We start from the raw sequence: 25,535 nt of genomic DNA, 5'->3' as shown, positions 1-25,535 counted from the left end.
GGATTGTAAATCCAATATAAAAACGCCAGAAATAGTAATTTTCTATTCGGGATTTTGGCAATTTTGATGCTGGAAATGTAGCGTTTTACGTCGAATTCTAATTTGTAATTTCGAATCTGTAATTATAAATTTACTTTGTAACTTTGCGCTTCCTTGTAATCGCAATGAAATGAGCCTGAGAGATTTTATACCTCGAGAAGAAATCGCCTGCACTAATTACATTAGAAGCCACAAAAGAACTTAAAACATCCCTATGAAATATAAAATAGTATCCTTTCTTTTTCTGCTTATTTTCCTTTCTTCTTGTAAAGATGATAACCAAAAAAGGATAGCAGAGAATGAAAAAGACGCCAAGAAAAAGGAAGTCATTTTTTCGAATATAAAAAAAGGCTGGGTTTTTTATGACACACCCATCAACACAGCTGCAGAAGAAAGTGTAGGTAGCTGGAATGAGCTTCGTCTGTTTTTGGCTGAATTAGCCCAAAAACCTAATAAGACTATTGGCGCATTTCAACAAAAATCAACAGCCATTTCTAAAAAAGCGATGGCGTTGAACGAGAATTTGCCGTTACAATTTGACAAACCGCAAATAAAAAGCCGAATCTCAACACTAATTACTAAAGTGAGATTGTTAGACTTGTACATTCATTTGGACAATATTCCAGATAAAAAAGTGGTGGTTCTCATTGCTGAAATCAATAAAGAGTTGGCTTCCCTACAGCGTCAAATGGATATAATTGTGGAGAAAAGTAAAATTCCTTTAGAAGAAGGAGAATCCGAACTTAAGAAAATGATGGATGCCTCCAGAGCCATTCCAGAAAGTAGTCCTGTAATAAACGATCAAAATATTTCTAGAGTTGAGTAAAACTGCCTTATATAACACCTTCGATAATTCACCTAAAGTGCAACAAATTGTTGACCGCTTGCAGGAAGATAATCAACCAAAATTACATCTTGATGGCTTGTTGGGATCATCGGTATCTTTTGTTGTGCGTGCACTTTTTAAAAAAGTCGACGCTCCATTCTTAGTTATTTTAAACAATAAAGAGGAAGCAGCTTATTATTTGAACGATTTGGAACAAATGATTGGTGAAAAAAACGTGCTGTTTTTTCCAGGTTCGTACCGTCGTCCATACCAAATTGAAGATACTGATAATGCTAATGTTTTGCTTCGCGCCGAAGTGCTTAACCGAATTAATTCCCGCAAGAAACCTGCTGTAATAGTAAGTTATCCCGAAGCGCTATTTGAAAAAGTGGTGACTCGTAAAGATTTGGAGAAAAACACTTTAAAAGTGACGGTTGGAGATAAAATATCTATTGATTTTATCAACGAGGTTTTATTCGAATATGAATTCAAAAGAGTAGATTTTATTACAGAACCGGGCGAGTTTTCTGTTCGTGGAGGAATCGTCGATGTATTTTCTTTTTCGAATGATAATCCGTACCGAATTGAGTTTTTTGGTGATGAGGTAGAAAGCATTCGTAGCTTTGATGTGGCGACACAGCTGTCTATAGAAAAGCAGAAGAAAATTACGATAATCCCAAATGTAGAGAACAAGGTTTTTCAGGAAAACAGAGAAAGCTTTCTGGATTATATTTCAGAGAAAACAGTGATTTTCATTCAAAATACTGAAGATCTTTTTACTCAATTAGACAAGCAGTTTGCAAGAGCAGAAGAAGCGTTTGAGAAATTGTCACAAGAAATAAAACGTTCCACACCGGATCAGTTGTTTTTAAATCAAAGCACTTTTATAAAAAGAGCCTTAGATTTTTCGATAATTGAATTGAGCACAAATCCCATTTTTAAGATCGCTAAGAAATGGGAATTCCACATTTTACCGCAGCCGTCGTTCAATAAACAATTCGATTTGTTGTTGAATAATTTGAGTGAAAATCAGTTCAACGGATACAAAAATTATTTATTTTGTTCTAATGAGGCTCAAGCAAAGCGATTTCATGATATTTTCGAAAGTTTAGACGAAACAAATTCAGAGGATATTCGAAAGCAATATAATACTATTGTATTGCCTTTATATCAGGGTTTTATTGACGAGGAAAACCAAATCACCTGCTATACAGATCATCAAATTTTTGAGCGCTACCATAAATTCAACATTAAGAGTAGCTATTCGAAAAAGCAAAATATCACCTTAAAAGAATTGACCACGCTTTCCGTTGGGGATTATGTAACGCACATCGATCATGGAATAGGACGTTTTGGAGGTTTGCAAAAAATACAAGTCGAGAATAAGACTCAGGAGGCCATAAAACTGGTTTATGCTGATAATGATATTGTGTATGTGAGCATTCATTCACTACACAAAATCTCAAAATATACCGGTAAAGACGGAACACCACCCAAAATTTATAAGTTGGGTTCGAATGCTTGGAAAGTTTTAAAACAAAAAACTAAGGCTAGGGTTAAGCATGTTGCATTCAATTTGATTCAGCTGTATGCGAAAAGACGATTGGATAAAGGATTCCAGTTTTCGAAAGATAGTTATTTGCAAAACGAATTAGAAAGTTCCTTTATTTATGAGGATACACCGGATCAAACCAAGTCAACGCAGGAGGTAAAAGCCGATATGGAAAGCGACCGTCCTATGGATCGATTAGTATGTGGTGATGTAGGTTTTGGTAAAACTGAAGTTGCTATTCGTGCTGCTTTTAAAGCTGTGGATAATAGCAAGCAAGTCGCAATTCTAGTTCCTACAACCATTTTAGCCTACCAGCATTATAGAACTTTTACCGAGCGATTAAAAGATATGCCAGTTACCATCGGTTACTTAAACCGATTTAGAACAGCCAAACAAAAAGCGGAAACGCTAAAAGAGTTAGCTGAGGGAAAACTAGATATCGTTATCGGGACGCATCAATTAGTTAATAAAAATGTAGTTTTTAAAGATCTTGGATTACTGATTGTTGATGAAGAACAAAAATTTGGTGTCAACGTAAAAGACAAATTAAAAACAATTGCCGCTAACGTGGATACGCTCACATTGACTGCAACGCCAATTCCGAGAACCTTGCAATTCTCTTTGATGGCAGCACGAGATTTGTCGGTAATTACGACACCGCCACCCAATCGTTATCCTATTGAAACTAATGTTGTTGGTTTTAGTGAAGAGATGATTCGGGATGCGATTTCGTATGAGATTCAGCGTAACGGACAAGTGTTTTTTATCAATAATAGAATCGAAAACATAAAAGAAGTCGCCGGAATGATTCAACGTTTGGTACCGAATGCCAGAGTTGGAATTGGTCACGGCCAGATGGAAGGAAAGAAGCTGGAAGAATTGATGTTGGCTTTCATGAACGGTGAATTTGATGTTTTGGTGGCAACCACAATTATCGAAAGCGGCTTAGATGTTCCTAATGCAAATACGATTTTTATTAATAACGCCAATAATTTTGGTTTGTCAGACTTGCATCAAATGCGTGGACGTGTAGGACGTAGCAATAAAAAAGCATTTTGCTATTTTATCTGCCCGCCATATTCAGCGATGACAGACGATGCTAGAAAGCGAATTCAGGCTTTGGAACAATTTAGTGAACTAGGTAGCGGATTTAATATTGCGATGAAAGATTTAGAAATTCGTGGTGCTGGAGATTTATTAGGTGGTGAGCAAAGTGGTTTTATCAACGAAATAGGTTTTGATACCTATCAGAAAATCATGAATGAAGCCATTGAGGAGTTGAAGGAAAATGAATTCAAGGATTTATATCCTGTTGAGAATGATATTGAAACCAAAGAATATGTAAAAGACCTGCAAATTGACACGGACTTTGAGTTGTTATTCTCTGATGAGTACATCAATAACATAAGTGAACGATTGAGTTTGTATAGTGAATTATCAGCAGTTAAAAACGAAGAGGAACTGCAAGTTTTCCAGTCAAAATTGATTGACCGTTTTGGACCTATGCCACCACGAGCAATTGCTTTAATGAATAGTATTCGCATAAAGTGGATTGCTACACAAGTAGGAATTGAAAAACTTGTTATGAAACAAGGCAAAATGATTGGATATTTTGTATCTGATCAACAATCTGATTATTACCAGTCGAAACGCTTTACATCAGTCATGGATTTTGTTACTAAAAATAGTTCAATCTGTAAAATAAAAGAAAAAGAAACGAAGAATGGTCTAAGATTGTTACTGACTTTTGACAATGTAAAATCGACCAGAAGAGCATTAGAGTTGATGGAGATGCTGGGAGGGAAGTGATTAAAATAAGGTTTCCAGCCTTTTAAAAACAAAGCTTCCAGCCTTCAAAAGGCTGGAAGCTTTTTCGTATTTATTCCATAATCAAATCTTCGATTTCATCTAAATCTTGATTAATGCTGTGATAATATTTAAAGTTTTCCAAATCATGAAATGATTCTATAATTTTATCTCTTTGTAATTTGGTCTTTTGTGTCGAAAGGATTGTTCCATAGGAAGTCCATGGGTATTCTATAATGGTTTCTGTAAACTTATGGTGAACAGGGTTATTGTGGATATAAAAAATAAGTTTTTGGAAATAGGTGTCAGAAGTAACTACTTTTCTCTTAAAATTTTTTTCAAATAAACTACCAGTCCTTGTATATCGTTTATTCATCGCTAAAGTATAGGCGTTGAACAAATTTGAAAACTGTTTTGAAGCACTTATTGCTTTTGGTTTATCAGTTGATGAGTATTCTAATTTTGTAATATCAATCTCTTCTGTTTCTTTAATGTAAACCAGAATGTGAAAATGATTTTTCATCAAACACCAAGCATAAGTTTCAGCTATTGGGTCAATATATTTGTCGTATAACCTCAGAAAATGAATATAGTTTTCGATATTATAGAACAAGTTAATTCCATTATTACCTCTATTATAAATATGATAGTATTTACCGTTTTCAAGAGGAATTGGATTCATAAGAGTTACGGTGTTAAAAGCTTCCAGCCTTTCAAAGGCTAGCTATGTTTAATTCTTCAAATCCTTGATTACTTTAAAAGCAACATCTACTTGTTCTTCACTTACTAAAATAGTAAACTCATTAGAAGTTGAGATAACTTCATTGATGATGATTCCTTCCCAAGCTAATCGCTGAAAGATGAAATAATAAATACCTGGAACAATAATATTTTCTTTAGGTAATTTAACGGTGATTGATGCTAAATTGTCTAATTTTTGGATCAATTTTTCATTTGCAAAATGCTTGTCCACTAAGTGATTAACACTATTGCTTACTACAATATTGATTTCATTTACTCCTCTAGATGAAGTATAAAACACATCAGGCAAAGCATTAATATCTGCTATTAATTCGCCTTGCTTGTTCAATACCGTTTCCGAAATTGAGAAAGCATAGTCAGTCAAAGCAGACCGTACGGTTATCTCTCCTATGTTTTTTATTACTTTATTTATTTTGTGATTTAATCTAAAATCCAGTTCTTCAGTTAGCCGTTTTAACGACATTACAACTGCACCTTGTTTTACTTCTTTGCCAAATTCACTTTCTAATTCTGACATTATATTTCTAGATAGCGACGTCAGATTAATGATTCCAAGAGAGAGTGCGTTTAAAAGGAAAGGTTTTGTTTTGATGTAATTTTCAACAATGGAAGAAACAGTTTTCATAATTTTAATGTTTTTTGTCTGGTTAGAACAGTAAATTTTTATTGGGCGAAATAAAATAAGACGCAAATATAAATAAAAAAACATTTTGTTACAAATATAACATTGATATATTTTCTTTAAAAATGATAAAATGCATCTATAAGGTGCTCAATAACAAAAGATTTATCGTCTTTATGAATGGCTATGATGTCAAAACGAACTTCTACATCAAGGTTTTTTTGATTTACGTATTCGTTAACCGCTTTTACGAGTAGCTGAATTTTTTTGGGTTTCACAAAATCCTGTGGCAAGCCAAATTCTAGCGAGGAACGGGTTTTTACTTCGACAATTGCTAGTGTATTTTCTTTTCTCGCAATGATATCAATTTCGGCTTTTTGAAAAGTCCAATTGGTATCTAAGATAAGATATCCGTTTTTCTGAAGAAATTCAACTGCCATTTCCTCTCCAAATTTCCCAAGATCGTTGTGTTCAGCCATTTTTGTTAGTAATCAGTATTCAGTTTCCACGTTTTAGTTTTTTTAGTGTTTTCAGCTTACAAAACAAATGTACTAAGACACGTCTGTAATCTATTTCCACCTAGTTTCGTCTCTTCCCGATAATTATCGGGAGGAGATGATTCCTTTATTTAAATTCTAAAACACTCTTTTCAGCACTAACATCAAGACGAACTACACTTCCTAAGACTAGTGCTCTATTGTCGCGAATGTGTCCTGCGGGGAAATTATAAACAACCGGAATTTTATATTGTTTAGTGACATCTTCAATAATTTCAAGTGCATTTTTTCCCCATGGAATATCGTTATCTCTCATCTTATTCATAGATCCTACAATTATTCCTTTTATATTTTCTAGGCAGCCATTGCGCTTTAAATTCATCATCATGCGATCTATATGATACAGGTATTCATCTAAATCTTCGATAAATAAAATTTTATCCTTGCAGTCAATAGCCGAATCCGAACCTAGTAAACTGTAGAGAATTGATAAGTTTCCACCTACTAATTCTCCCGTAGCAGTTCCAAATCGATTCATTGCGTCTGGAGCAATTTCGTAACGGATTGGATTTCCAAATAAGGCTAGTTTTAAACTTTGAACGGCCTCAGGAGTTGCTCTAGGAAACGTTACAGGCATAATCCCGTGTATGGTTTTATATCCCATGGTGTTTAAATGGTTGTGCAAAACCGTGATATCGCTAAAACCAACAATCCATTTTGGGCTTTGTTTAAATTTTGTAAAATTGAGTAAGTCGATTATTCTAACGGTGCCATAGCCGCCTTTTACACACCATATCGCTTTAATATTTGGGTTGTCTAATTGCTTCTGTAAATCGGCTGCTCTTTGAGCATCAGTTCCTGCCAGTTGATTTTCGTCTAAACCAATTGTGTTTCCTATAACAACTTCTAGTCCCCAACTGTGCAATAAATCTATTGCAGGTTGTAGGTTGTCATCAATATTTTTTCGGGCTGTAGCCAAAATTGCAATGGTATCTCCTTTTTTTAAAATGGGTGGTGTTGTCATTTTTGTATGGGCTTGACTGTTGAACGATTGTAAAACAAAAAATAAAAGTAAGGCTTTATAAAAACCAAAACTACTGTTTATAGACCAAAATCGGGTAGTACGCATATTTTTGTTTTTCGAGAATAGTTAGAATAATGGAAGTCAAATAAATGGACTAAAAACCAAAGATAATGAATTTCGAAAATAATTAAAGGATTGATATTAAAATGAAGTATTTTTACTAGTAGAGTCACTGATTGTTAGGGTATAAGAACTTTTCACATTTTAAGTATGAGATTTGCACAATTATTTCTGATGTTGTTTTTTATTGTTCCAATAGCGCACGTACTTGGTCAACAAAAGAAATATGCAATCCATACCGTTGCATTTTATAATTTCGAAAACCTTTTTGACACCATAAACGATCCTAATACAGATGATGATGAATGGACACCAAAGGGAGCTCAGAAATGGACTACCAAAAAGTACAAGCAAAAACTACAGAATCTTTCTCGAGTTTTACTCGAAATAGGTTCTTCAGAAAACACCAATTCACCTACTTTTATTGGGGGTTGCGAAATAGAGAACAGAGGGGTTTTGGAAGATTTAATAAAGGAAACAAACCTTATTGATAGAGACTACGGAATCATCCATTTTGAATCTCCAGACAAAAGAGGGATAGACGTAGCGCTTTTATATCAAAAGAAGTATTTCCGACCGACAACCTACACCAATATTCCCCTAATAGTTTATAAAAAAGAATCGTTGAATAAAGTTGAATCAGGCGAAAAAACAGACGATAGTTTAGCCATAAACTATTATAATAATCGTGTTTTTACCCGCGATCAGCTTTTGGTAACGGGGTTTTTAGATGGCGAAGAAATTAATATTATAGTCAATCACTGGCCGTCACGCTCCGGTGGAGAGAAGAAATCTAGTCCGTTTCGTGAAGCCGCAGGAGCTTTAAACAGAATAATAATTGATTCTTTGCAGCAAATAAATCCAAATGCAAAAGTCTTAACGATGGGAGATTTAAATGATGGTCCTTATAATAAGAGTGTAAAAGTTGGCCTTGGTGCAAAAGCTAGTAAAGCCGAGGTTCTCCCCTTTGGAATATACAATCCTTTTGAGGAGATGGCTAAAAAAGGCTTAGGGACAATCGCATATCGGGATTCATGGGATATTTTTGATCAAATTATGGTTTCGCAGTCGCTTATCAGGAATGATTTTTCCTCCTTTAGTTATTGGAAAGCGGGGATATACAATAAGTCTTTTTTAATACAAACTTCAGGTCAATATAAAGGATATCCAAAACGACATTCGGTCAACGAAGTTGGTTTCAGTGATCATTTCCCGGTTTATATTTATCTTATAAAGGAAGTTCAGTAAAAAAATTCTGTAGTAGAAACGCGTTGCTATACTTTCTGTTTTTATACACTAGACCGCTAGAGACTTTTTAGTAACTTAGCGGATCATTAATTTAATAATTCGAAAAAAATGGCAATTTCAAAACCTTTCAACCTTAATAAATGGATTGATGAAAACCGTCAATTACTGAAGCCGCCTGTAGGGAATAAAAACTTATATGTAGATTCTGGTGATTATATTGTGATGATTGTTGGCGGGCCAAATGCTCGAAAAGACTTTCACTATAATGAGACGGAAGAGTTGTTTTATCAATTAGAAGGAACTATTCAAGTCATTACACAAGAAGACGGCCAGCGCAATGTTTTAGAACTTCAGGCTGGTGATATGTACTTGCACCCAGCAAAAACGCCACATTCTCCAGTGCGATCAGAGAATTCTATTGGTTTAGTGATCGAACGAAAAAGGGAAAATCAGGGCTATACTGACGGCTTATTATGGTTTTGTGAAAACTGTAACCATAAACTGCATGAAGTATACTTTGAATTAAAGGATATTGAAAAAGACTTTTTGCCTCATTTTGAAAATTTCTACAAATCTGAAGCATTGCGAACATGCAGTAACTGCGGAACTGTGATGGAGGCAGATGCTCGATTCATAGCTACTAAGTAAGTAAAATCAAAGCCCTACTTTGTTTACGGGCTACTTCTGTAGCTGTAAATTTTTACGCATAAATCTAAAAAATTTTAGTCGGGAAGAATTGTGTAGAAGAAGTCGTATTTAATAAAATACTGTCTCTTCTTATGGATATTTTATAAAATGATCGTTGCATAATAATACTTTAAACAATATCTTTACGAAAATAATATAACAATTTATAACAAAAAAGTTACAATGATAACAATAGCAAATCAATTCGGAATGAAAGAGGCTTTGGCACAATTGGGCATAAAGGACATAAATGAAGGAACTTCAACAGGGTTAAATCACTTTTCAAGCGGAGAAATTCTTGAAAGCTATTCTCCTGTAGATGGTCAATTGATAGCGAAAGTTAAAACTTCTACTGCGGCAGATTACGAAAAGGTAATGCAGTCAGCTACCGAAGCTTTCAAAACATTCCGTTTGATGCCAGCACCGCAACGTGGTGAAATCGTGCGTCAGTTTGGAGAGAAATTACGTAAAAATAAAGAGGCTTTAGGTAAATTAGTTTCTTACGAAATGGGGAAATCATTACAAGAAGGATATGGTGAAGTGCAAGAGATGATTGATATCTGTGATTTTGCCGTGGGTCTTTCTCGTCAACTACACGGATTAACAATGCATTCAGAGCGTCCGCAACATAGAATGTATGAGCAATATCATCCATTGGGAGTTGTAGGGATTATCTCGGCGTTTAACTTTCCAGTAGCAGTTTGGGCTTGGAATACGGCTTTAGCTTGGATAGCTGGTGATGTTTGTGTTTGGAAACCATCAGAGAAAACACCTCTATGTGGAATTGCCTGTCAAAATATAATTGCTGAAGTAATTAAAGAAAATAATCTTCCAGAAGGAATTTCTTGTTTGATAAACGGAGATTACAAAGTGGGTGAAATGATGACTAATGACAAACGTGTACCGTTAATTTCGGCGACTGGTTCTACTCGAATGGGGAAAATCGTGGCGCAAACTGTAGCGGGTCGTTTGGGAAGATCATTATTAGAATTAGGAGGAAACAATGCTATTATCGTTACACCGGATGCTGATATAAAAATGACTGTTATTGGAGCTGTTTTTGGAGCTGTAGGAACTGCAGGGCAAAGATGTACTTCTACACGTCGTTTAATAATACACGAAAGTATTTACGATAAAGTTAAAGATGCTGTTGTGGCGGCTTACAAACAACTTAGCATCGGAAACCCATTAGACGAAAACAATCACGTGGGTCCACTAATCGATACTCATGCAGTTGAAATGTACAATAGAGCGTTGACTAAAGTAGTAGAACAAGGCGGGAAAATTCTTGTTGAAGGTGGTGTGCTTTCAGGAGAAGGATACGAAAGTGGGTGTTACGTTAAACCTGCGATTGCAGAAGCAGACAATTCATTCGAAATCGTGCAACATGAAACTTTTGCTCCAGTATTGTATTTATTGAAATATTCGGGAACTGTAGAAAATGCAGTTGACGTTCAAAACGGAGTGGCACAAGGATTATCTTCTGCTATTATGACAAACAATTTAAGAGAAGCAGAGCATTTCTTATCTGTTGCAGGATCAGATTGTGGAATTGCTAATGTAAACATCGGAACATCTGGTGCGGAAATTGGTGGTGCTTTTGGAGGAGAAAAAGAAACAGGTGGCGGACGTGAGTCAGGCTCAGATGCATGGAAAGTGTACATGCGTCGTCAAACCAATACTATCAATTACGGAACTTCCTTGCCATTGGCACAAGGAATAAAATTCGACTTGTAGTATAAAGCATTTAAACACAAAAAAGGGCAATTTGAAAATTTCAAATTGCCCTTTTTTTATTTTTCGAATAATTCGTTTTTGTTACAAATTAAATGACATACCGATATTTACAACAAACTGGTTGTTTAAATGTTCAAAACCAGTTGTGTTTTTGTCATATTTGGCGATAGGAAATCCAGCTTCACTAAATAATCCAAAACCTTCGGTAAAGAAATAACGGAAACCAAGATGTCCACCAAAATTTCTTAAGCCAACATCTAAACCTGGGTAAACATCCATTTTTGGATCTAATTGAAACACGTTTCCTAGGTTAGCATTAAATCGCGCTTTAAAATCGATACGGTCTCCAAAGTCTGGTTCGTTTCCTAAATCATCAGAAGCAACAGATAATAAATAATTAGCAGTTAGTCCCAAAGACATATTTTCGCCAATACCAAAATCAGAAGATAGGTAAAGTCCTGTACCACCATTTTGCAGGTTTAAACCTACCTGGCCTTTTACATCTCCATTTCCTTTAAAAGCTTGTGCGTTGGTAAGCCATACGGACGTTAGTAATAATAATGTGATTACTTTTTTCATATTTTTAAATGTTTAATACAATTCATACAAAATTAGAACATTAAATTTTAATTCCGACCTTTTTCGTCAAAATACAAAGTGTACAGGGGTTCGCTTTGCCAGAAGTCCTTTGTGTCTACATTCAAAATGGTCAAAGGCCCTTTGAAAGCGGCGCCTGTATCTATATTCCAAACACAAGCCATTTGCACGGGTTCTGTCTTACCAATGCGCGTTACTGGAGTATGGCCTATGTAGATTTCGTCGTATAGAATCAATCGTTTTGGATAGAGTAAATCGTTGGGTTTTATGCTTCGATCTAAAGACAAGGCTGTTTCCCATAAAGTTCTATCCCAATAAAATGGTTCAGGATAATACTCATACTGCACTCCGTTCATATTTGTAAACCCTGCGTGAACAAACAGACGTTTCTTATCATCAAGATAGTAGTTTTGCAAGGAGTGTAAGAATTCAATATGAAGGTTTTTAGTGGTAGCATCTACTTTTTCATAAGCTAAAACTGTTGCTTCTCCACCATGTTTATACCATAGTTCATTGTCGTCTTGACCATCTTTTAGCCAATGAAGTAACAATTCATCATGATTGCCTCTTATAAATACACAATTATGTGTCGTATTCAATTCAATCAAGTAGTCAAGAACTTGTGGCGACTGACTCCAGCCATCCACGTAATCTCCTAAAAAAATCAGGGTGTCTTCTGCAGTAACTTTGGCTCTTTCCATAATTTGGTGTAGTGCACGCAAGCCTCCGTGAATATCACCTATAACTAATGTTCTCATTTTGTGTTTGGTCAATCTGGATTATATAAACAGCAGGACTGTCGCTGCTTTTAAAGCATAAAAATAAGGAAAAGAGTTGGGAAGAGTTGGTTTTTTATTCGTTTTTTATCTTTAAAATAAATTAGGACAGAAATCGGTAAAATAGTAAAATTGCTTTTTCATTGTCTTTAAAGCGTTTAGTTGAAGTGTAATAATTAATAGCCATTGTTATTAACTCTATTTTTTACCAAAGAAAATGTATTCAATTCGATAAAAACCAGAATTCACCAATAAGAAAGTGATTGGATAGCAATATTGGACAAATTGGGCTTCGACCACACGGGTAAATTTATAGTTTTCTTTCTATAATGTGTTGATTTTGAAATAAAATCGCTATTTTTGGTTTGCAAAATATCACTATATTTAGTGATTGTTTAGCGTGATGTTTTAAAGTAATTTCACAAAAAAAATCTGCAATGAATACACTTATCGTTTTGTCGCTTTTAATTATTCGAATGGTTGCGAGTTTCATCAATGAACTTTTTCTAGCAGTCTGGCATTTTTAAAGCCTCGCTTTAGTATTTTTTTTTAAAGGACATCAGTATTATTGATGTCTTTCTATAAGTCGTATCATTATTTTTTTGAAATTCCTACTTCGATTCATTAAGGAGCTATAGATACATTTCAGTTTAAAACTTCTAAAACTAAGTAAACTTTCTTATGTTTTCTTCTTTACATCATACTTCATTTTTCTCAAGATTCGCATGGCCTCTTTAAAGGACAAATAGATTTGAGGAAAAGGTTTTAAGTACGGTTTGGCATCCACTAATTTTTCTTTGGCCTCTTCAAATCCGTTGAGATAACAAATCATAAATGTTGAGGGTACATTTTCTAGATCCTTGCGTTCGCTCGTTGTTAATGTCAGTCCTTTTTTTAGTTTCGCCAGCAAAGCAATATTAGAGTTGTAAATATGATAAAGCATTTTTCGGCTGAATTCCGGTGGTTGGAAAAGCATCTCATTTTCTATTTTATAATAGCCGTTTTCATAAAAATAGATGGTTTGTTTCTCTAATGGATAATAACTCGTTTTGTCATTCAAACCCAAAGAAACATATTCAGTAATTGTAAACGTGTGGTCGTCAAAAGTAATGGTAACAACATCTTGAGCGGAATAAAACAATTTTACCTGCTCATTAATCAGTTCGATGTCAACACGGGACAAAAATGTTTTATCACGTACTTTTTTTGGAATTCCTGCCCAGCAAATCACAAATAATTCTTTGAATACTTTATACTTTGGAGCCATGTCTTTATGGCGAAAATTCATAAAATCAAATACGCCGTCCAAGGTATATTCTATATTATTTCGGGCATTGTTCTCTATCCCAATTACGGTTTCTGAGTTTTGAAAATTCTTTTTGATTTTTTCTTCCGTTGGCATGGTATTACTGCCGTGCCTAATAAAGACGCTATTGATAAGAATCGTATGGATCCCTTTTTTAAAATAGGAGGAATTGTTTTTTGGTTTTATGGTCACTAGCCCAATTACTTTGTCTTTTGGCAAGTTTGGGAAAGGCACGTTTTCGTATTGAATTTTAGGTGGGTGTTCTAAATAAGCATTCACTAAATTCTGAATGTGGCTGTCATCAAAAAAATCCACGCCCACGATTTCATTGTCTAGATCTTCTACTCCCACCACGATATAGGAATTATTGGCAGGATTAGAATTAGATAAAGCGCAAATGTGTTTTAAAAATTTTGCTTTTCCTTCCCGAGTGTGCAAGTTCAACTGGCGTTTTTTATCATAAAAGCTACTCTCATCATTTTGGGCGAGCAGGTTTTTTATAAGAAGACGTTTGTTGATCATATGCTAAAAAAGTTTAGAATCGCTATTAAAATTGTACTAAATCTTAAATTTAAGCGTTATTAAAAGTAACAAAATTTAAATAATGGAAAGATATGAAAAAGATTAAATTTTATGTAGTAAGTTTTAGTGTAATAGTATTTATGTTGTTGTCAATTATAGGTTGTAATTCAAGTGATGATTCGGCACAAACTTCTAGAGTTTCAGTTCGAATGACAGATGCTCCTGGGGATTATGATGCTGTAAATATCGATGTACGTGATGTTCTGATAAAGGCAGCTACAGATGATAATGACAGTAAAGGCTGGGTAAGTATAGGAAATGTTTCTCCGAAAATATATAATTTATTAGAGCTAACGGGTGGAGTAAATGTATTGTTAGCTGATAATCTGGTGCCTTCTGGTTTTTTAGGGCAAGTTCGATTGCTTTTAGGTGAGAATAACACTGTTGTTAAGAATGGTGTAAGCTATCCTTTGAAGACGCCAAGCGCACAACAATCCGGGTTAAAATTAAAGATTAATCAAACATTAGTTGCAGGAGCTGCCTATGATTTTTTGTTGGATTTTGATGTGAAACATTCGATTGTTGTACAAGCAGGTAGTTCGGGTAATTTTAATTTACATCCAGTTATTAGAGTTTCTACTACTGCAACTTCAGGAGTAATCAACGGTACTATTAATCCTGTTTTGACAGGCTTTCAGGTCATGGCCTCTGTTCAAGTGGGTGATGTTGAGGTTACGGCTTATGCCAATGAATTGGGAGTGTTTCAGCTAAATGGTATCCCTGCGGGAACTTACACTGTTACTTTAACTCCAGAAATAGCATCAGGAAAAGCGATTAAAACGGTTCCAGGGATCGTAGTTGTTAATGGAACGATGACTAATATGGGTGCTATTTCCTTATAAAAATAGAGCTATAATTATTAGATAATAAAAAAGAGGATTAAATTCAATTGATGTTGAATTTAATCCTCTTTTTTATTTTATTGCTGTAAATTAGATTAATCTCTTTTTACTATTGTAGAAGAAGCTTGCGCAGTACTCATTACAACTAAATCAGCAATATTGACATGATAAGGTCTGGACACAACAAAGTGAATAATATCAGCAATATCTTCAGCTTGCAAAGGCGTGAACCCTTGATACACCTTATCAGCTCTATCTGTGTCTCCCTTAAAACGTACCTCGCTAAATTCAGTTTCTACCATTCCGGGATGAATGGCGCCTACTCGTATGTTGAACGGATTTAAATCAATACGCATACCTTGATTTAAGGCGTCGACCGCATGTTTTGAGGCGCAGTATACATTTCCGTTTGGGTATACTTCTTTAGCCGCAGTGGAACCGATATTAATGATATGACCAGATTTTCTTTCGATCATTTGTGGAATAATGGCTTTCGAAACATATAATAGTCCTTTTACGTTGATATCAATCATCGCGTCCCAGTCGTCTAAATTACCAGACTGAATAGGGTCTAAGCCATGTGCGTTTCCAGCGTTGTTGATGAGAATATCAATTGTAGCAAAGGCTGCAGGTAAAGAAGCGATACAATCAGAAACTGCTTGTTTATCGCGTACATCAAAAAGCAAGGAATGTACGGCTGTAAGTTGTGAAAGTTCTTTTTCAAGTTCCGCCATTCTATCTTCACGTCTTCCGCACAGGATTATTTTATAGTTATTTTTTGCTAATATTTGTGCGGTCGCTTTACCAATTCCGCTTGTTGCACCGGTTATTAAGGCTGTTTTACTCATGATTTTTATTTCTTTCGAAATCAATACTTTCAGATTTCATTTTTATCTTTTTAGAACTGTAATCTGCCATTAATTTAAGGTACATCTTCTCCCATACTTTCTGCCCAGATGGTAAACCAATCTTCTTTTTCAAGATCTAATTCAACTGCTTTGATCAAGGATTGTATTCTCGCGACATTTACGGTTCCTGCGATAGGAATTACTTTTGCCGGATGTTTTAATACCCAAGCGAGTAAAATTGTATCAGCACCCAGACTGTATTTTGAAACTAATGTTGCTAATATTTTTTTTAAACGATGTGTTTGTGGAATATCGTTTCTGAAAACAATTCCTAAAGGATTCCATGACATGGGACGAATGTTGTTTAACTGCATATAATCAAAACTTCCGTCAAGCATAGGCTCAAAATTAGTTGCCGAGAATTGCACCTGATTGTAGCTTACTTCTGTTTTTTGACGAATTAATTCCGTTTGCGAACTAGTAAAATTCGAGAGTCCAAAATCGATAATTTTCCCCTCTGACTTTAGTTTTTCTACCGCTTCGGCAATTTCATCTGCTTGCATCAGCGGACTGGGCCTGTGAAGCAAAAAAACATCTAAATAATCCGTCTGTAAATTCTTTAGTGATTGTTCCACAGACCAGATAATGTGTGACTTAGAATAGTCATAATGCTTAATTCTATTGTCTCGGTTTTCAGCTAGCATTTGGATCCCACACTTAGAAATTAACTGCATTTTTTCTCTAGCTATTTTGCTTGAAGCAAATGCTTTTCCGAAGTCGGCTTCAGTGGTATAATTGCCATAAATATCGGCATGGTCAAAGGTGGTAATTTTGTTTTCTAAACACACATGGATTATGTTTTCCATTTCCTTTGAGGTTAGGTTTTTATCCCAGACTCCCCAATTCATTGTGCCAGCAATAATAGGCGATAATATCGTTTTACTCATGTTTTTTATTTTTTACGGAAATCCGGAATTTCCCTAATTCCAGATATATTTTTCAAAGTTCTTAAAAATAAGAAAATTGTATCATAATTAGTCCTTAAAATTAGAGGTTTATTAGAAGTTTTAACCATTTTTTAACATCTTACCTCTAAAAAAAAATTCAATTTGCACTCTCAAATAGAAGGCATTAAATACAAGGTTTTAAATATAGCAATATGGAAGAAAATACATCGACTTTAGACATTAGAGCAATCAATGAAAAAATAGAAAGAGAGAGCGCATTTATCGACCTCTTGACAATGGAAATGAATAAAGTGATTGTGGGTCAAAAGCACATGGTTGAGCGATTATTGATCGGACTTCTAGGACAAGGGCATATTTTACTTGAAGGAGTTCCGGGATTAGCAAAGACGCTAGCTATAAATACACTTGCACAAGCGGTACATGGATCGTTCAGCAGGATTCAATTTACACCAGATTTATTGCCAGCAGATGTTGTAGGAACGATGATTTACAACATTAAGCAAAATGAATTCTCCATAAAAAAAGGACCTATTTTTGCTAATTTCGTTCTTGCAGATGAGATTAACCGTGCACCAGCCAAAGTGCAATCGGCATTACTAGAAGCGATGCAGGAAAAGCAAGTGACCATTGGTGACACTACTTTTAAACTAGACAGACCTTTCTTAGTTTTAGCAACTCAAAACCCAATTGAACAAGAAGGAACATACCAACTTCCAGAGGCACAGGTCGATCGTTTTATGTTAAAAACAGTTATTGACTACCCTAAAATGGATGAAGAACGCATGGTTGTTCGTCAAAATTTAAAAGGAAGCTACGAGAAAGTAAACCAAGTTGTATCTGTAGAACAAATTCTAAGAGCACAAGAAGCGGTTCGCGAAGTGTATATGGACGAAAAAATCGAGAAGTATATTCTTGATATAATTTTCGCCACTCGTTACCCAGAGAAATATAAATTGGCAGATTTGAAACCGTTAATCAGTTTTGGAGCTTCCCCACGTGGAAGTATCAATTTAGCTAATGCGGCCAAATGTTATGCTTTTATAAAACGACGTGGTTATGTAATTCCAGAAGATGTTCGCGCCGTGGTTCACGATGTTTTGCGTCATAGAATTGGGGTTACTTATGAGGCAGAAGCGGAAAGCATTACGTCTGTTGATATTATCAATAAAATTATAAACGAAGTTGAAGTACCATAAAGTGAATAGTAATAAGTGAATAGTAATTAGCCTTGGTTTGTTACTATTCACTATTCACTAATTACTAATTACTAAAAAAATGGATACAAAAGAGCTTTTAAAAAAAGTACGAAAAATAGAGATAAAAACCCGAAGATTGAGTGATCACATCTTTTCGGGGGAATATCACACCTCTTTCAAGGGGCGCGGAATGACTTTTAGTGAAGTACGCCAGTATCAATATGGAGATGACATTCGAAATATTGACTGGAATGTTACGGCACGTTACAATGAAGCTCATGTAAAAGTCTTTGAAGAAGAGCGTGAATTGACCATGATGTTGATGGTGGATATCTCAGGTTCGGAAAGTTTTGGTTCTAAAAACCAATTTAAAAAAGATATTGTTACTGAGATAGCCGCAACAATGGCATTTTCGGCAACACAGAATAATGATAAAATAGGGTTGATTTTATTTTCAGACCAAATTGAATTATATATTCCACCAAAGAAAGGGAGATCACACGTCTTGCGTATCATTCGAGAATTAATCGAATTTGAACCTAAAAGTCATAAAACGGATATTGCTCAAGCTTTAAAATTTTTATCCAGCACTCAGAAAAAGAAAGCGATTGTATTTGTTATCTCTGATTTTATGTCGGAAGATTATGAACATACCTTGAAAATCGCATCTAAAAAACATGATATTACAGGAATTCGAGTATATGATATTCGAGAACAACAAATGCCAAATGTAGGAATGGTGTCGATGCTCGATGCGGAAACAGGACAAATACAATTAATTGATACCAGTTCTAAAACCGTTCGATTTAACTACGAGAAATATTATAATGAGAAATTAAATTATTTCAAGGAAACATTCAGTAAGTCAGGTGCTGGCGTTGTAAACACTAGAGTTGACGAAAGTTATGTAACTAAATTATTAGGCTATTTTAAATCGAGGTAAATATTCCCACCCAGCCTCCCCATAGGGAAGGAGTTGAAAAACAAATGTTTCAAAAAACATGAAAAAACACTTTTATTTACTTTTATTGCTTCTATCAACTTCCTTTTTTGCTCAGCAAAAGCGATTGGTAACAAGCATTGATACGACTAAGAACAAAATTGGCGCCGAGTTTAAACTAACGGTGAAAACGTCGGTGGATACTTTTTCTAAAGTTAAATTTCCAAATCTAAAAAACATTGGAGCGCTCGAAGTGATTCAGTCTTATCCCATAGACACGATCAGGAATAATGATCGTTATGAATTAATCAAGAAATACGGACTAACACAATTTGATTCTGGGAGATATACGATTCCGAGTATAAAGATTCTCGTTAATAACAAGCCTTATTTAACGGATTCAATTTTGGTGGAAGTGGCAAATGTTCAGGTGGACACTTTAAAACAAAAGATGTATGACATAAAAGACATCGTTCCAGTGAAGAGTTCAATTGGTGACTGGTGGAAATACCTTTTGATCATCGCGCTTATACTTGGAATTGGTGCATTAGTGTATTGGTTTGTTAAGAAACAACAAAAGAAAAAGATTGAAGAAGAGGTGTATAAAACACCAATAGAGAAAGCAACAAGCTTACTGAATTCCTTAGAACAAAAGGAACTTTGGCAAAAAGGGGAAGTAAAGGCGTATTATAGTGAATTGACGGATATTGCCCGTAATTATATCGAAGAAGCGATAGATATTCCAGCTATGGAAAGCACAACTTCAGAGTTGATTGTTGGGCTTAGAGCTGCTTCTGTTAGAAAGAAGATGACGCTTTCGCAAGAGATGATAGAAAATCTAGAGCGCGTTTTAAAACAAGCTGATTTAGTGAAGTTTGCTAAATCTAAGCCTTTAGATTATGAAATTACTGAGGATCGAAATAAAATACAAAAAGCAATTTTAACACTCGATAGCTCCATTCCTGTAGAAATCGAAATCGAAGAAGATACTTTATTGAATGAAGCACAAAAACAAAAACAGATCCAAATTCAATTAAAGAAAAAAAGAAGCCAACGCATACTGATTGCAGTCGCTTCGGTTGTTTTCTTATTGTTAGCAACAATGACTTATTTTGTTGTAACCAGAGGTTTTGACTATGTAAAAGATACGATAATAGGTCACCCAACTAAAGAATTATTGGAAGGGGAGTGGATAACAAGTACCTACGGAAATCCCGGTGTGACTATTGAAACACCAAAAGTGCTGAAGCGAATTGATTTAACAAAATCACTTCCTAAAGACGGATTGCAGCTCGTTAAAGAAATGCAATCATTTGCTTATGGTAGTTTTCTGGATAATTTTTATTTGATGGTCTCCACCATTAAATACAAACAGGACGCTCAAATAGATTTGAAGAAATCGATGGAAGTTACTTTACAGACGTTAGAGTCACAAGGAGCCCAAAATATGATTGTGAAGCAAGAAGATTTTGATACTAAAGAAGGTGTAAGCGGTTTAAAATCATACGGATCCTTCTCGAGATTTGATGTTAACTCGAAAAGCAGTGAAAAACTGTACTATGAAATAATATTGTTCAGTCAAGAAGGCGGACTACAGCAAATAATGCTTTTCCACGAAGAAGCAGATTCATATGCGAATGAAATTTCAGACCGAGTTTTGAGCTCTGTCGAATTAATACAATTAAGTAAATAATGGGAAATATCACATTTTTAAATCCTGAGTTTTTCTGGTTGTTTCTTTTGATTCCAATTGCCATTTTTTGGTTGTTTGTGAAAAGAAACCACCAATCTGCGACTTTAAAAATAAGTTCAGTCAAAGGTTTTAAATCATCGGAGTCTTTGTTAGTAAAGCTTAAACCTTATTTGAGTGTATTAAGATTAGTAGCGTTGAGCTCTTTGATTGTGGCGATGGCTAGGCCTAGAACGGTTGATATTAGTAACAAAACAAAAACGACAAAAGGGATTGATATTGTAATGGCAATTGACGTTTCAGGGAGTATGCTTGCCAAAGATTTGAAACCGAACCGAATGGAAGCGCTGAAACGAGTAGCAGCTGATTTTGCAGATGAGAGACCTAATGATAGAATAGGGCTTGTCGTTTATGCTTCTGAAGCTTATACAAAAACACCTGTTACTAGCGATAAGGCCGTTGTTCTGGAGGCTATCAGGGGAATAAAATACGATAATGTTTTGCAGGATGGAACTGGAATAGGAATGGGATTAGCTACTGCAGTTAACCGTTTAAAAGACAGTAAAGCCAAGAGTAAAGTAATTATACTTCTGACTGATGGGGTGAATAACGCAGGTTTTATTGAACCAGAAACAGCTGCAGATATCGCAAAACAATATGGCATAAAAGTGTATACCATAGGAATTGGGAGTAACGGTATGGCCGAGTCGCCTTATGCTATAGGTCCGAACGGTCAGTTTTTATTCCAAATGATGAAAGTCGAAATTGATGAAAAATTGATGAAAAGTATCGCTTTAAAAACTGATGGACGTTACTTTAGAGCGACTAGCAATAGTAAATTGGCTGAAATTTATGCAGAGATCAATAAATTAGAAACGACAGAAATCGAAGAATTAAAGTTTTATGACTATGATGAAAAATACAGGTCTTTTGTATGGCTTGCGGCTTTTTTATTATTAGCTGAGATTGGACTAAGGAATACTGTGTATAGAAGTTTTATATAGGATTCCCACCCCATCCCTCCCGAAGGGGAGGAAGACTGGTTGTGAATTTTTTTTGTGAAAACTGTAAATTTATTAAAGAGTAACTATTGGTGTTTTGCTTTGAAGATAAAAAAGAATGCTGAGCATTGTTTGGCCGCTGCGAACTGAACACTGAATACTGAACACTGAATACTAAAAATGGAATTAGACGAAATAAAATATTTATACTTACTTTTTATACTGCCATTTGTGGTGGTACTATTCCTTTATACCTCCTATTGGAAAAGAAAAAAGAAGAAGGAATTTGGGGATTTAGAAATGGTGAAAAAACTAAGCCCTGAATCTTCACTTTTCAAGCCTCTTTTTAAATTGGTTGTGATTCTTTTGGCTTTGGCAGGAATGATTTTTGGATTGGTAAATCCAAAGATTGGTACTAAAATGGAAACGGTAAAACGAGAAGGGATTGATATCGTTTTTGCGATGGATGTGTCCAAAAGTATGCTTGCCGAAGATGTTGCGCCAAGCCGATTAGAAAAAAGCAAGCAAATTGTTTCGCAAATTGTCAATCAATTAGGGAATGATAGAATAGGGATTGTGGCTTATGCGGGTAGCGCTTTTCCAGTGTTGCCCATAACTACTGATTACAGTGTTGCCAAAATGTTTCTACAAAGTATGAATACTGAAATGGTGTCTTCACAAGGAACTTCCTTAGACGAAGCTATAAAGCTGTCTTCAACCTATTTTGACGATAAGAGTAAAACGTGTAAGCTTTTGATCTTAATTTCTGACGGTGAAGACCATTCTGAAGGGGCTAAAATAGCAGCAGACGAAGCGAATAAGCAGGGAATGAGAATCATCACAATAGGAATAGGAACTGAAAAGGGTGGAACGATTCCTTTAAAGAAGAATGGTGTTGTAGAAAGTTATCAAAGAGATAATAATGATGAGGTTGTTGTTACAAAATTGAACCGTAGCAGTATGGAGGCGATTGCTAAAGCAACTAAAGGAGGATATGTCAACGGGAATAACACCAAAGAAGTGCTGGAATACATTAAGGCTAGTTTAGATGATATTCAGAAAACAGAATTTGAATCCACTCAAATGGCCGATTTCCAATCGCAGTTTCAATGGTTTCTTGGTTTTGCATTCTTTTTATTGTTTTTGGATTTGTTTTTATTGGAAAAGAAAACAAATTGGGTGAAGAAAATGAATCTATTTAACGAAGAAAAATAAATGACTGTTCCTTCAGGCATTAAACCAAGAAGGACTAGCCTAATTTTATAAAAATGAAGAATTTTAAAACATATATACTTACCACTTTTTCAATTCTATTTCTAGGGCTGGGAGGCGTATTTGCACAAGCGAAAGATAAAAGCTTAGCTAAAGCAAACGAAGAATATGCAGACAATAAATTCGTGGATGCAGAAGCAGATTATAGAATTTCAAATTCAAAATTCCCAAACAGAACTGTTGCTCCTTATAATTTAGGTAACGCAATTTACAAACAGAATCAAGCATCTGAAGCTAAATATGCTTACGCCAAAGCGATTAAAAACACAGAGTCAAGACCTCAAAAACACAAAGCCTATCATAATTTAGGGAATGTGTTTATGAAAGAAAAAAATTATACGCAAGCGGTGGAAGCCTACAAAAACGCACTGCGCAACAAACCTTCAGATGAGGAGACAAGATACAATTTCGCATTAGCAAAAAAAATGCTGAAAGAAAACCCGCCTAAAGACAACAAGGACGATAAGGATAAAAAAGATAAAGACAAGGACAAGGATAAAAAAGAAGGAGATAAAGATAAGAAGGACGACAAGGGAGATGATAAGGATAAGGATAAGGATAAAAAAGACGGCGACAAAAAAGACGAAAAACCGGAAGATCAACAAAAGCCACAACCAAAACCAGGTGGGATTTCTAAGCAACGATTAGAAAACCTTTTGGATGCGGTTAACAATGAAGAAAAGAAAATTCAAGACAAAGTAAATGCTCAAAAAGTAAAAGGAAAGCCAACAAAGACAGAGAAAGATTGGTAATTAAGTATGTTTTGACGTGGAAAAAATAAGTAGTAATAAAACAGGGACTAAAATAAATCCGAAAGGAAAGTAAGGATTGACTAAAAGATGAAAAGATATTTAATTTTAATATTGTTAAGTTTTCAAGGACTTTTAGCTCAAGTACAATTTGAGACTAAAGTCAGTAAAACCACGCTTGGACTAAATGAAAGAGTGCGGGTTGATTTTGCTATGAATATTGATGGTGACAATTTTAACGAACCTTCTTTTGATGGATTTAGAGTCATTGCGGGGCCAAGCCAACAAGTGAGTCAGTCATGGATAAACGGAAGAAGTTCTTTCGAGAAAATATACTCTTACTACCTTGTGCCCACCCAAAAGGGAAATTTAACAATCAGGCAAGCCACAATTGAATACAATGGGCAGGTGTATAAAACTAATCCGGTTAAAATAAATGTTACCGCTGCGGTGGAACAACCTAAAGATCCTAATGATACTAGTATTTCAGCAGATAATAACTTGTATTTAATTGCTGATATTTCTAAAACAAATCCTTATGTAAATGAGCCTATTACGGTTGTTTATAAATTGTATTTCAGTAATAATATTGGGATAAGCAATTTTAGAGAGCTCAATAAACCGAAATACAATGATTTTTGGAGCCAAAACATAGAGATTAAACAATTAGTTGCCGAAGAAGGAACATTTAAAGGAGAGCGCTATCGTTATATTGTACTTAAGAAAGCAGTTTTATATCCTCAAAAATCAGGTAAATTGACAATTGAGCCTCTTTCACTTGATATCGATGTGCAACTGCCTACGAATCGTAGGGATGTTTTTGGGCGTGTTGTAATAGCTGAAGATAGTAAGAGAGTGTCTGCGGGTGCTAAAACGATTACTGTAAAAGCACTTCCAGAAGCAGGGAAACCAGCTGATTTCTCGGGCGCCGTGGGAAGTTTTGATTTCAAAGTAACGCCTACAAAAACAAGTCTGAAAAACGGCGAGAGTATGGACTTGATTGTAAGTGTAAGCGGTAAAGGGAATATGAAGCTATTCACTTTGCCAAAGCCGGTTGTTCCAAATGCATTAGAAATGTACGATGCGGTGCATACTGAGAATGTGAATACTTCGTTGTCTGGAACTTCGGGGAGAATTTCTGATAGTTACACCATTATACCGCAGTACAAAGGGAATTATCCTGTAAAACCGATGCAATTTTCTTATTTTGATCTGGGATCAGGAAAATATAAAACTATAAGCTCTGCTGAGATTATGATTACTATTTTAGATGGGCCCACTGCGAATGACGCCACTGCTGCAAATTCAGAAAGTGGTAAAAATAAAATTTCGGCTACAGAGCAATTTAAGTACATCAAATTAAAGACAAATTTGGTTGGTAGTAAAAAGAACGATTTCTTTGGCTCACAATTGTTCTATGGATTGTTGTTTTTTCCTTTTTTAATGCTACCAATAATTGTATTGCTTAAGAAGAAAAAAGAAGCAATTGATGGAGATGTAGTAGGCAACAGAATAAGAAGAAATAATAAATTAGCAAAGAAATATTTATCAGAAGCGAAAAAGCAAGTAAGCAATAAAGAGCCGTTTTATGTTGCCCTTGAAAAAGCAATGCACAACTTTTTGAAAGCCAAATTACATATTGAAACTTCGGAGATGAGTAAAGACAATATCAAAGAAATTTTGTTAGCTAAAAATGCAAATCCTATCGCGGTAGATGATTTTATTGCACTGACTGAGAATTGCGAAATTGCGCGATATGCGCCTTCATCGAGTGCGACCATTCAAAAAGATTATGAGAAAGCAGTGTCGATAATTTCTGATTTAGAAAAGCAGATACAATAATTGACA

22 protein-coding genes are annotated in these 25,535 nt (G+C 35.1%); 13 read left to right on the top strand and 9 right to left on the bottom strand.

Features of this window, described 5'->3' with window-relative positions; genetic code table 11:
* The first annotated feature begins 253 nt into the window (after positions 1–253).
* Both FQU23_RS03450 and mfd read left to right on the top strand, forming a co-directional pair.
* Positions 254–865 carry a hypothetical protein gene (locus FQU23_RS03450; protein WP_147672591.1) on the top strand — a complete coding sequence of 204 codons (612 nt, stop codon included), beginning with the start codon at positions 254–256 and terminating at the stop codon, positions 863–865.
* A complete protein-coding gene (gene mfd / locus FQU23_RS03445; RefSeq protein WP_147672590.1) occupies positions 858–4,226 on the top strand; it encodes a transcription-repair coupling factor in 3,369 nt (1,122 codons plus the stop codon). The genes FQU23_RS03450 and mfd overlap by 8 nt, the downstream gene beginning before the upstream one ends.
* 70 nt (positions 4,227–4,296) lie before the next feature.
* On the opposite strand, the gene FQU23_RS03440 is transcribed toward mfd, so the two are convergent.
* From FQU23_RS03440 to FQU23_RS03425, 4 genes are all read right to left on the bottom strand, one after another.
* Positions 4,297–4,905: a hypothetical protein gene (locus FQU23_RS03440; protein WP_147672589.1), complete on the bottom strand. Its 609-nt coding sequence runs from the start codon at positions 4,903–4,905 to the stop codon at positions 4,297–4,299.
* Positions 4,906–4,953: 48 nt separating this feature from the next.
* Positions 4,954–5,610 carry an aspartate kinase gene (locus FQU23_RS03435; protein WP_147672588.1) on the bottom strand — a complete coding sequence of 219 codons (657 nt, stop codon included), beginning with the start codon at positions 5,608–5,610 and terminating at the stop codon, positions 4,954–4,956.
* Positions 5,611–5,726: 116 nt separating this feature from the next.
* Complete coding sequence (locus tag FQU23_RS03430; RefSeq protein ID WP_147672587.1) at positions 5,727–6,086, bottom strand: YraN family protein; 360 nt, start codon at positions 6,084–6,086, stop codon at positions 5,727–5,729.
* 145 nt (positions 6,087–6,231) lie between these two features.
* Positions 6,232–7,233, bottom strand: a complete 1,002-nt coding sequence (locus tag FQU23_RS03425) for an LD-carboxypeptidase (protein WP_147672586.1) — start codon at positions 7,231–7,233, stop codon at positions 6,232–6,234.
* 165 nt (positions 7,234–7,398) lie between these two features.
* On the opposite strand from FQU23_RS03425, the gene FQU23_RS03420 reads away from it, so the two are divergent.
* From FQU23_RS03420 to FQU23_RS03410, 3 genes are all read left to right on the top strand, one after another.
* Positions 7,399–8,496, top strand: a complete 1,098-nt coding sequence (locus FQU23_RS03420; protein ID WP_147672585.1) for an endonuclease/exonuclease/phosphatase family protein — start codon at positions 7,399–7,401, stop codon at positions 8,494–8,496.
* A gap of 108 nt (positions 8,497–8,604) precedes the next feature.
* Entirely contained in the window at positions 8,605–9,144 is a 540-nt protein-coding gene (locus FQU23_RS03415; RefSeq protein ID WP_147672584.1) for a 3-hydroxyanthranilate 3,4-dioxygenase, read from the top strand.
* A 222-nt stretch (positions 9,145–9,366) separates the two neighbouring features.
* On the top strand, positions 9,367–10,920 hold the full coding sequence (locus FQU23_RS03410; protein ID WP_132109138.1) for an aldehyde dehydrogenase family protein: 1,554 nt from the start codon (positions 9,367–9,369) through the stop codon (positions 10,918–10,920).
* Positions 10,921–11,001: 81 nt separating this feature from the next.
* Here the strand turns inward: FQU23_RS03410 and FQU23_RS03405 are convergent, their stop codons facing one another.
* The 3 genes from FQU23_RS03405 to FQU23_RS03395 all read right to left on the bottom strand — a co-directional run bounded on the left by FQU23_RS03405 (position 11,002) and on the right by FQU23_RS03395 (position 14,121).
* The gene (locus tag FQU23_RS03405; RefSeq protein WP_147672583.1) at positions 11,002–11,499 is read right to left on the bottom strand and encodes a DUF6646 family protein; all 498 of its coding nucleotides are present in this window, start codon (positions 11,497–11,499) and stop codon (positions 11,002–11,004) included.
* 47 nt (positions 11,500–11,546) lie between these two features.
* On the bottom strand, positions 11,547–12,275 hold the full coding sequence (locus FQU23_RS03400) for a metallophosphoesterase (RefSeq protein WP_147672582.1): 729 nt from the start codon (positions 12,273–12,275) through the stop codon (positions 11,547–11,549).
* 697 nt (positions 12,276–12,972) lie between these two features.
* Positions 12,973–14,121, bottom strand: a complete 1,149-nt coding sequence (locus FQU23_RS03395; RefSeq protein WP_147672581.1) for an ATP-binding protein — start codon at positions 14,119–14,121, stop codon at positions 12,973–12,975.
* 92 nt (positions 14,122–14,213) lie between these two features.
* Between FQU23_RS03395 and FQU23_RS03390 the strand changes: the two genes are divergently transcribed.
* Complete coding sequence (locus FQU23_RS03390) at positions 14,214–15,023, top strand: DUF4382 domain-containing protein (protein ID WP_147672580.1); 810 nt, start codon at positions 14,214–14,216, stop codon at positions 15,021–15,023.
* A 95-nt stretch (positions 15,024–15,118) separates the two neighbouring features.
* Here FQU23_RS03390 and FQU23_RS03385 read toward each other — a convergent pair whose 3' ends face one another.
* Positions 15,119–15,871, bottom strand: coding sequence for an SDR family NAD(P)-dependent oxidoreductase (locus FQU23_RS03385; protein ID WP_147672579.1), 753 nt, complete (start codon positions 15,869–15,871; stop codon positions 15,119–15,121).
* A gap of 74 nt (positions 15,872–15,945) precedes the next feature.
* On the bottom strand, positions 15,946–16,818 hold the full coding sequence (locus tag FQU23_RS03380) for an aldo/keto reductase family oxidoreductase (RefSeq protein WP_147672578.1): 873 nt from the start codon (positions 16,816–16,818) through the stop codon (positions 15,946–15,948).
* A 212-nt stretch (positions 16,819–17,030) separates the two neighbouring features.
* On the opposite strand from FQU23_RS03380, the gene FQU23_RS03375 reads away from it, so the two are divergent.
* The 7 genes from FQU23_RS03375 to FQU23_RS03345 all read left to right on the top strand — a co-directional run bounded on the left by FQU23_RS03375 (position 17,031) and on the right by FQU23_RS03345 (position 25,529).
* Positions 17,031–18,035 (top strand): AAA family ATPase, encoded by a 1,005-nt coding sequence (locus FQU23_RS03375; RefSeq protein WP_147672577.1) that lies wholly within the window; start codon positions 17,031–17,033, stop codon positions 18,033–18,035.
* 79 nt (positions 18,036–18,114) lie between these two features.
* On the top strand, positions 18,115–18,978 hold the full coding sequence (locus FQU23_RS03370; protein WP_147672576.1) for a DUF58 domain-containing protein: 864 nt from the start codon (positions 18,115–18,117) through the stop codon (positions 18,976–18,978).
* Positions 18,979–19,036: 58 nt separating this feature from the next.
* Complete coding sequence (locus tag FQU23_RS03365; protein WP_147672575.1) at positions 19,037–20,668, top strand: protein BatD; 1,632 nt, start codon at positions 19,037–19,039, stop codon at positions 20,666–20,668.
* Positions 20,668–21,669 carry a vWA domain-containing protein gene (locus FQU23_RS03360; protein ID WP_132109119.1) on the top strand — a complete coding sequence of 334 codons (1,002 nt, stop codon included), beginning with the start codon at positions 20,668–20,670 and terminating at the stop codon, positions 21,667–21,669. Before FQU23_RS03365 ends, FQU23_RS03360 begins: the two co-directional genes overlap by 1 nt.
* Positions 21,670–21,846: 177 nt before the next feature.
* Positions 21,847–22,881, top strand: a complete 1,035-nt coding sequence (locus FQU23_RS03355) for a VWA domain-containing protein (RefSeq protein ID WP_147672574.1) — start codon at positions 21,847–21,849, stop codon at positions 22,879–22,881.
* 53 nt (positions 22,882–22,934) lie between these two features.
* A complete protein-coding gene (locus tag FQU23_RS03350) occupies positions 22,935–23,690 on the top strand; it encodes a tetratricopeptide repeat protein (RefSeq protein WP_147672573.1) in 756 nt (251 codons plus the stop codon).
* Positions 23,691–23,777: 87 nt separating this feature from the next.
* On the top strand, positions 23,778–25,529 hold the full coding sequence (locus FQU23_RS03345) for a BatD family protein (protein ID WP_147672572.1): 1,752 nt from the start codon (positions 23,778–23,780) through the stop codon (positions 25,527–25,529).
* The last annotated feature ends 6 nt before the right edge of the window (positions 25,530–25,535 follow it).

It is taken from the genome of Flavobacterium sp. XN-5 (assembly GCF_008033395.2).
Classification (GTDB): Bacteria; Bacteroidota; Bacteroidia; order Flavobacteriales; family Flavobacteriaceae; genus Flavobacterium; species Flavobacterium hiemivividum.
This window is presented reverse-complemented; position numbering and strand designations above follow the sequence as displayed.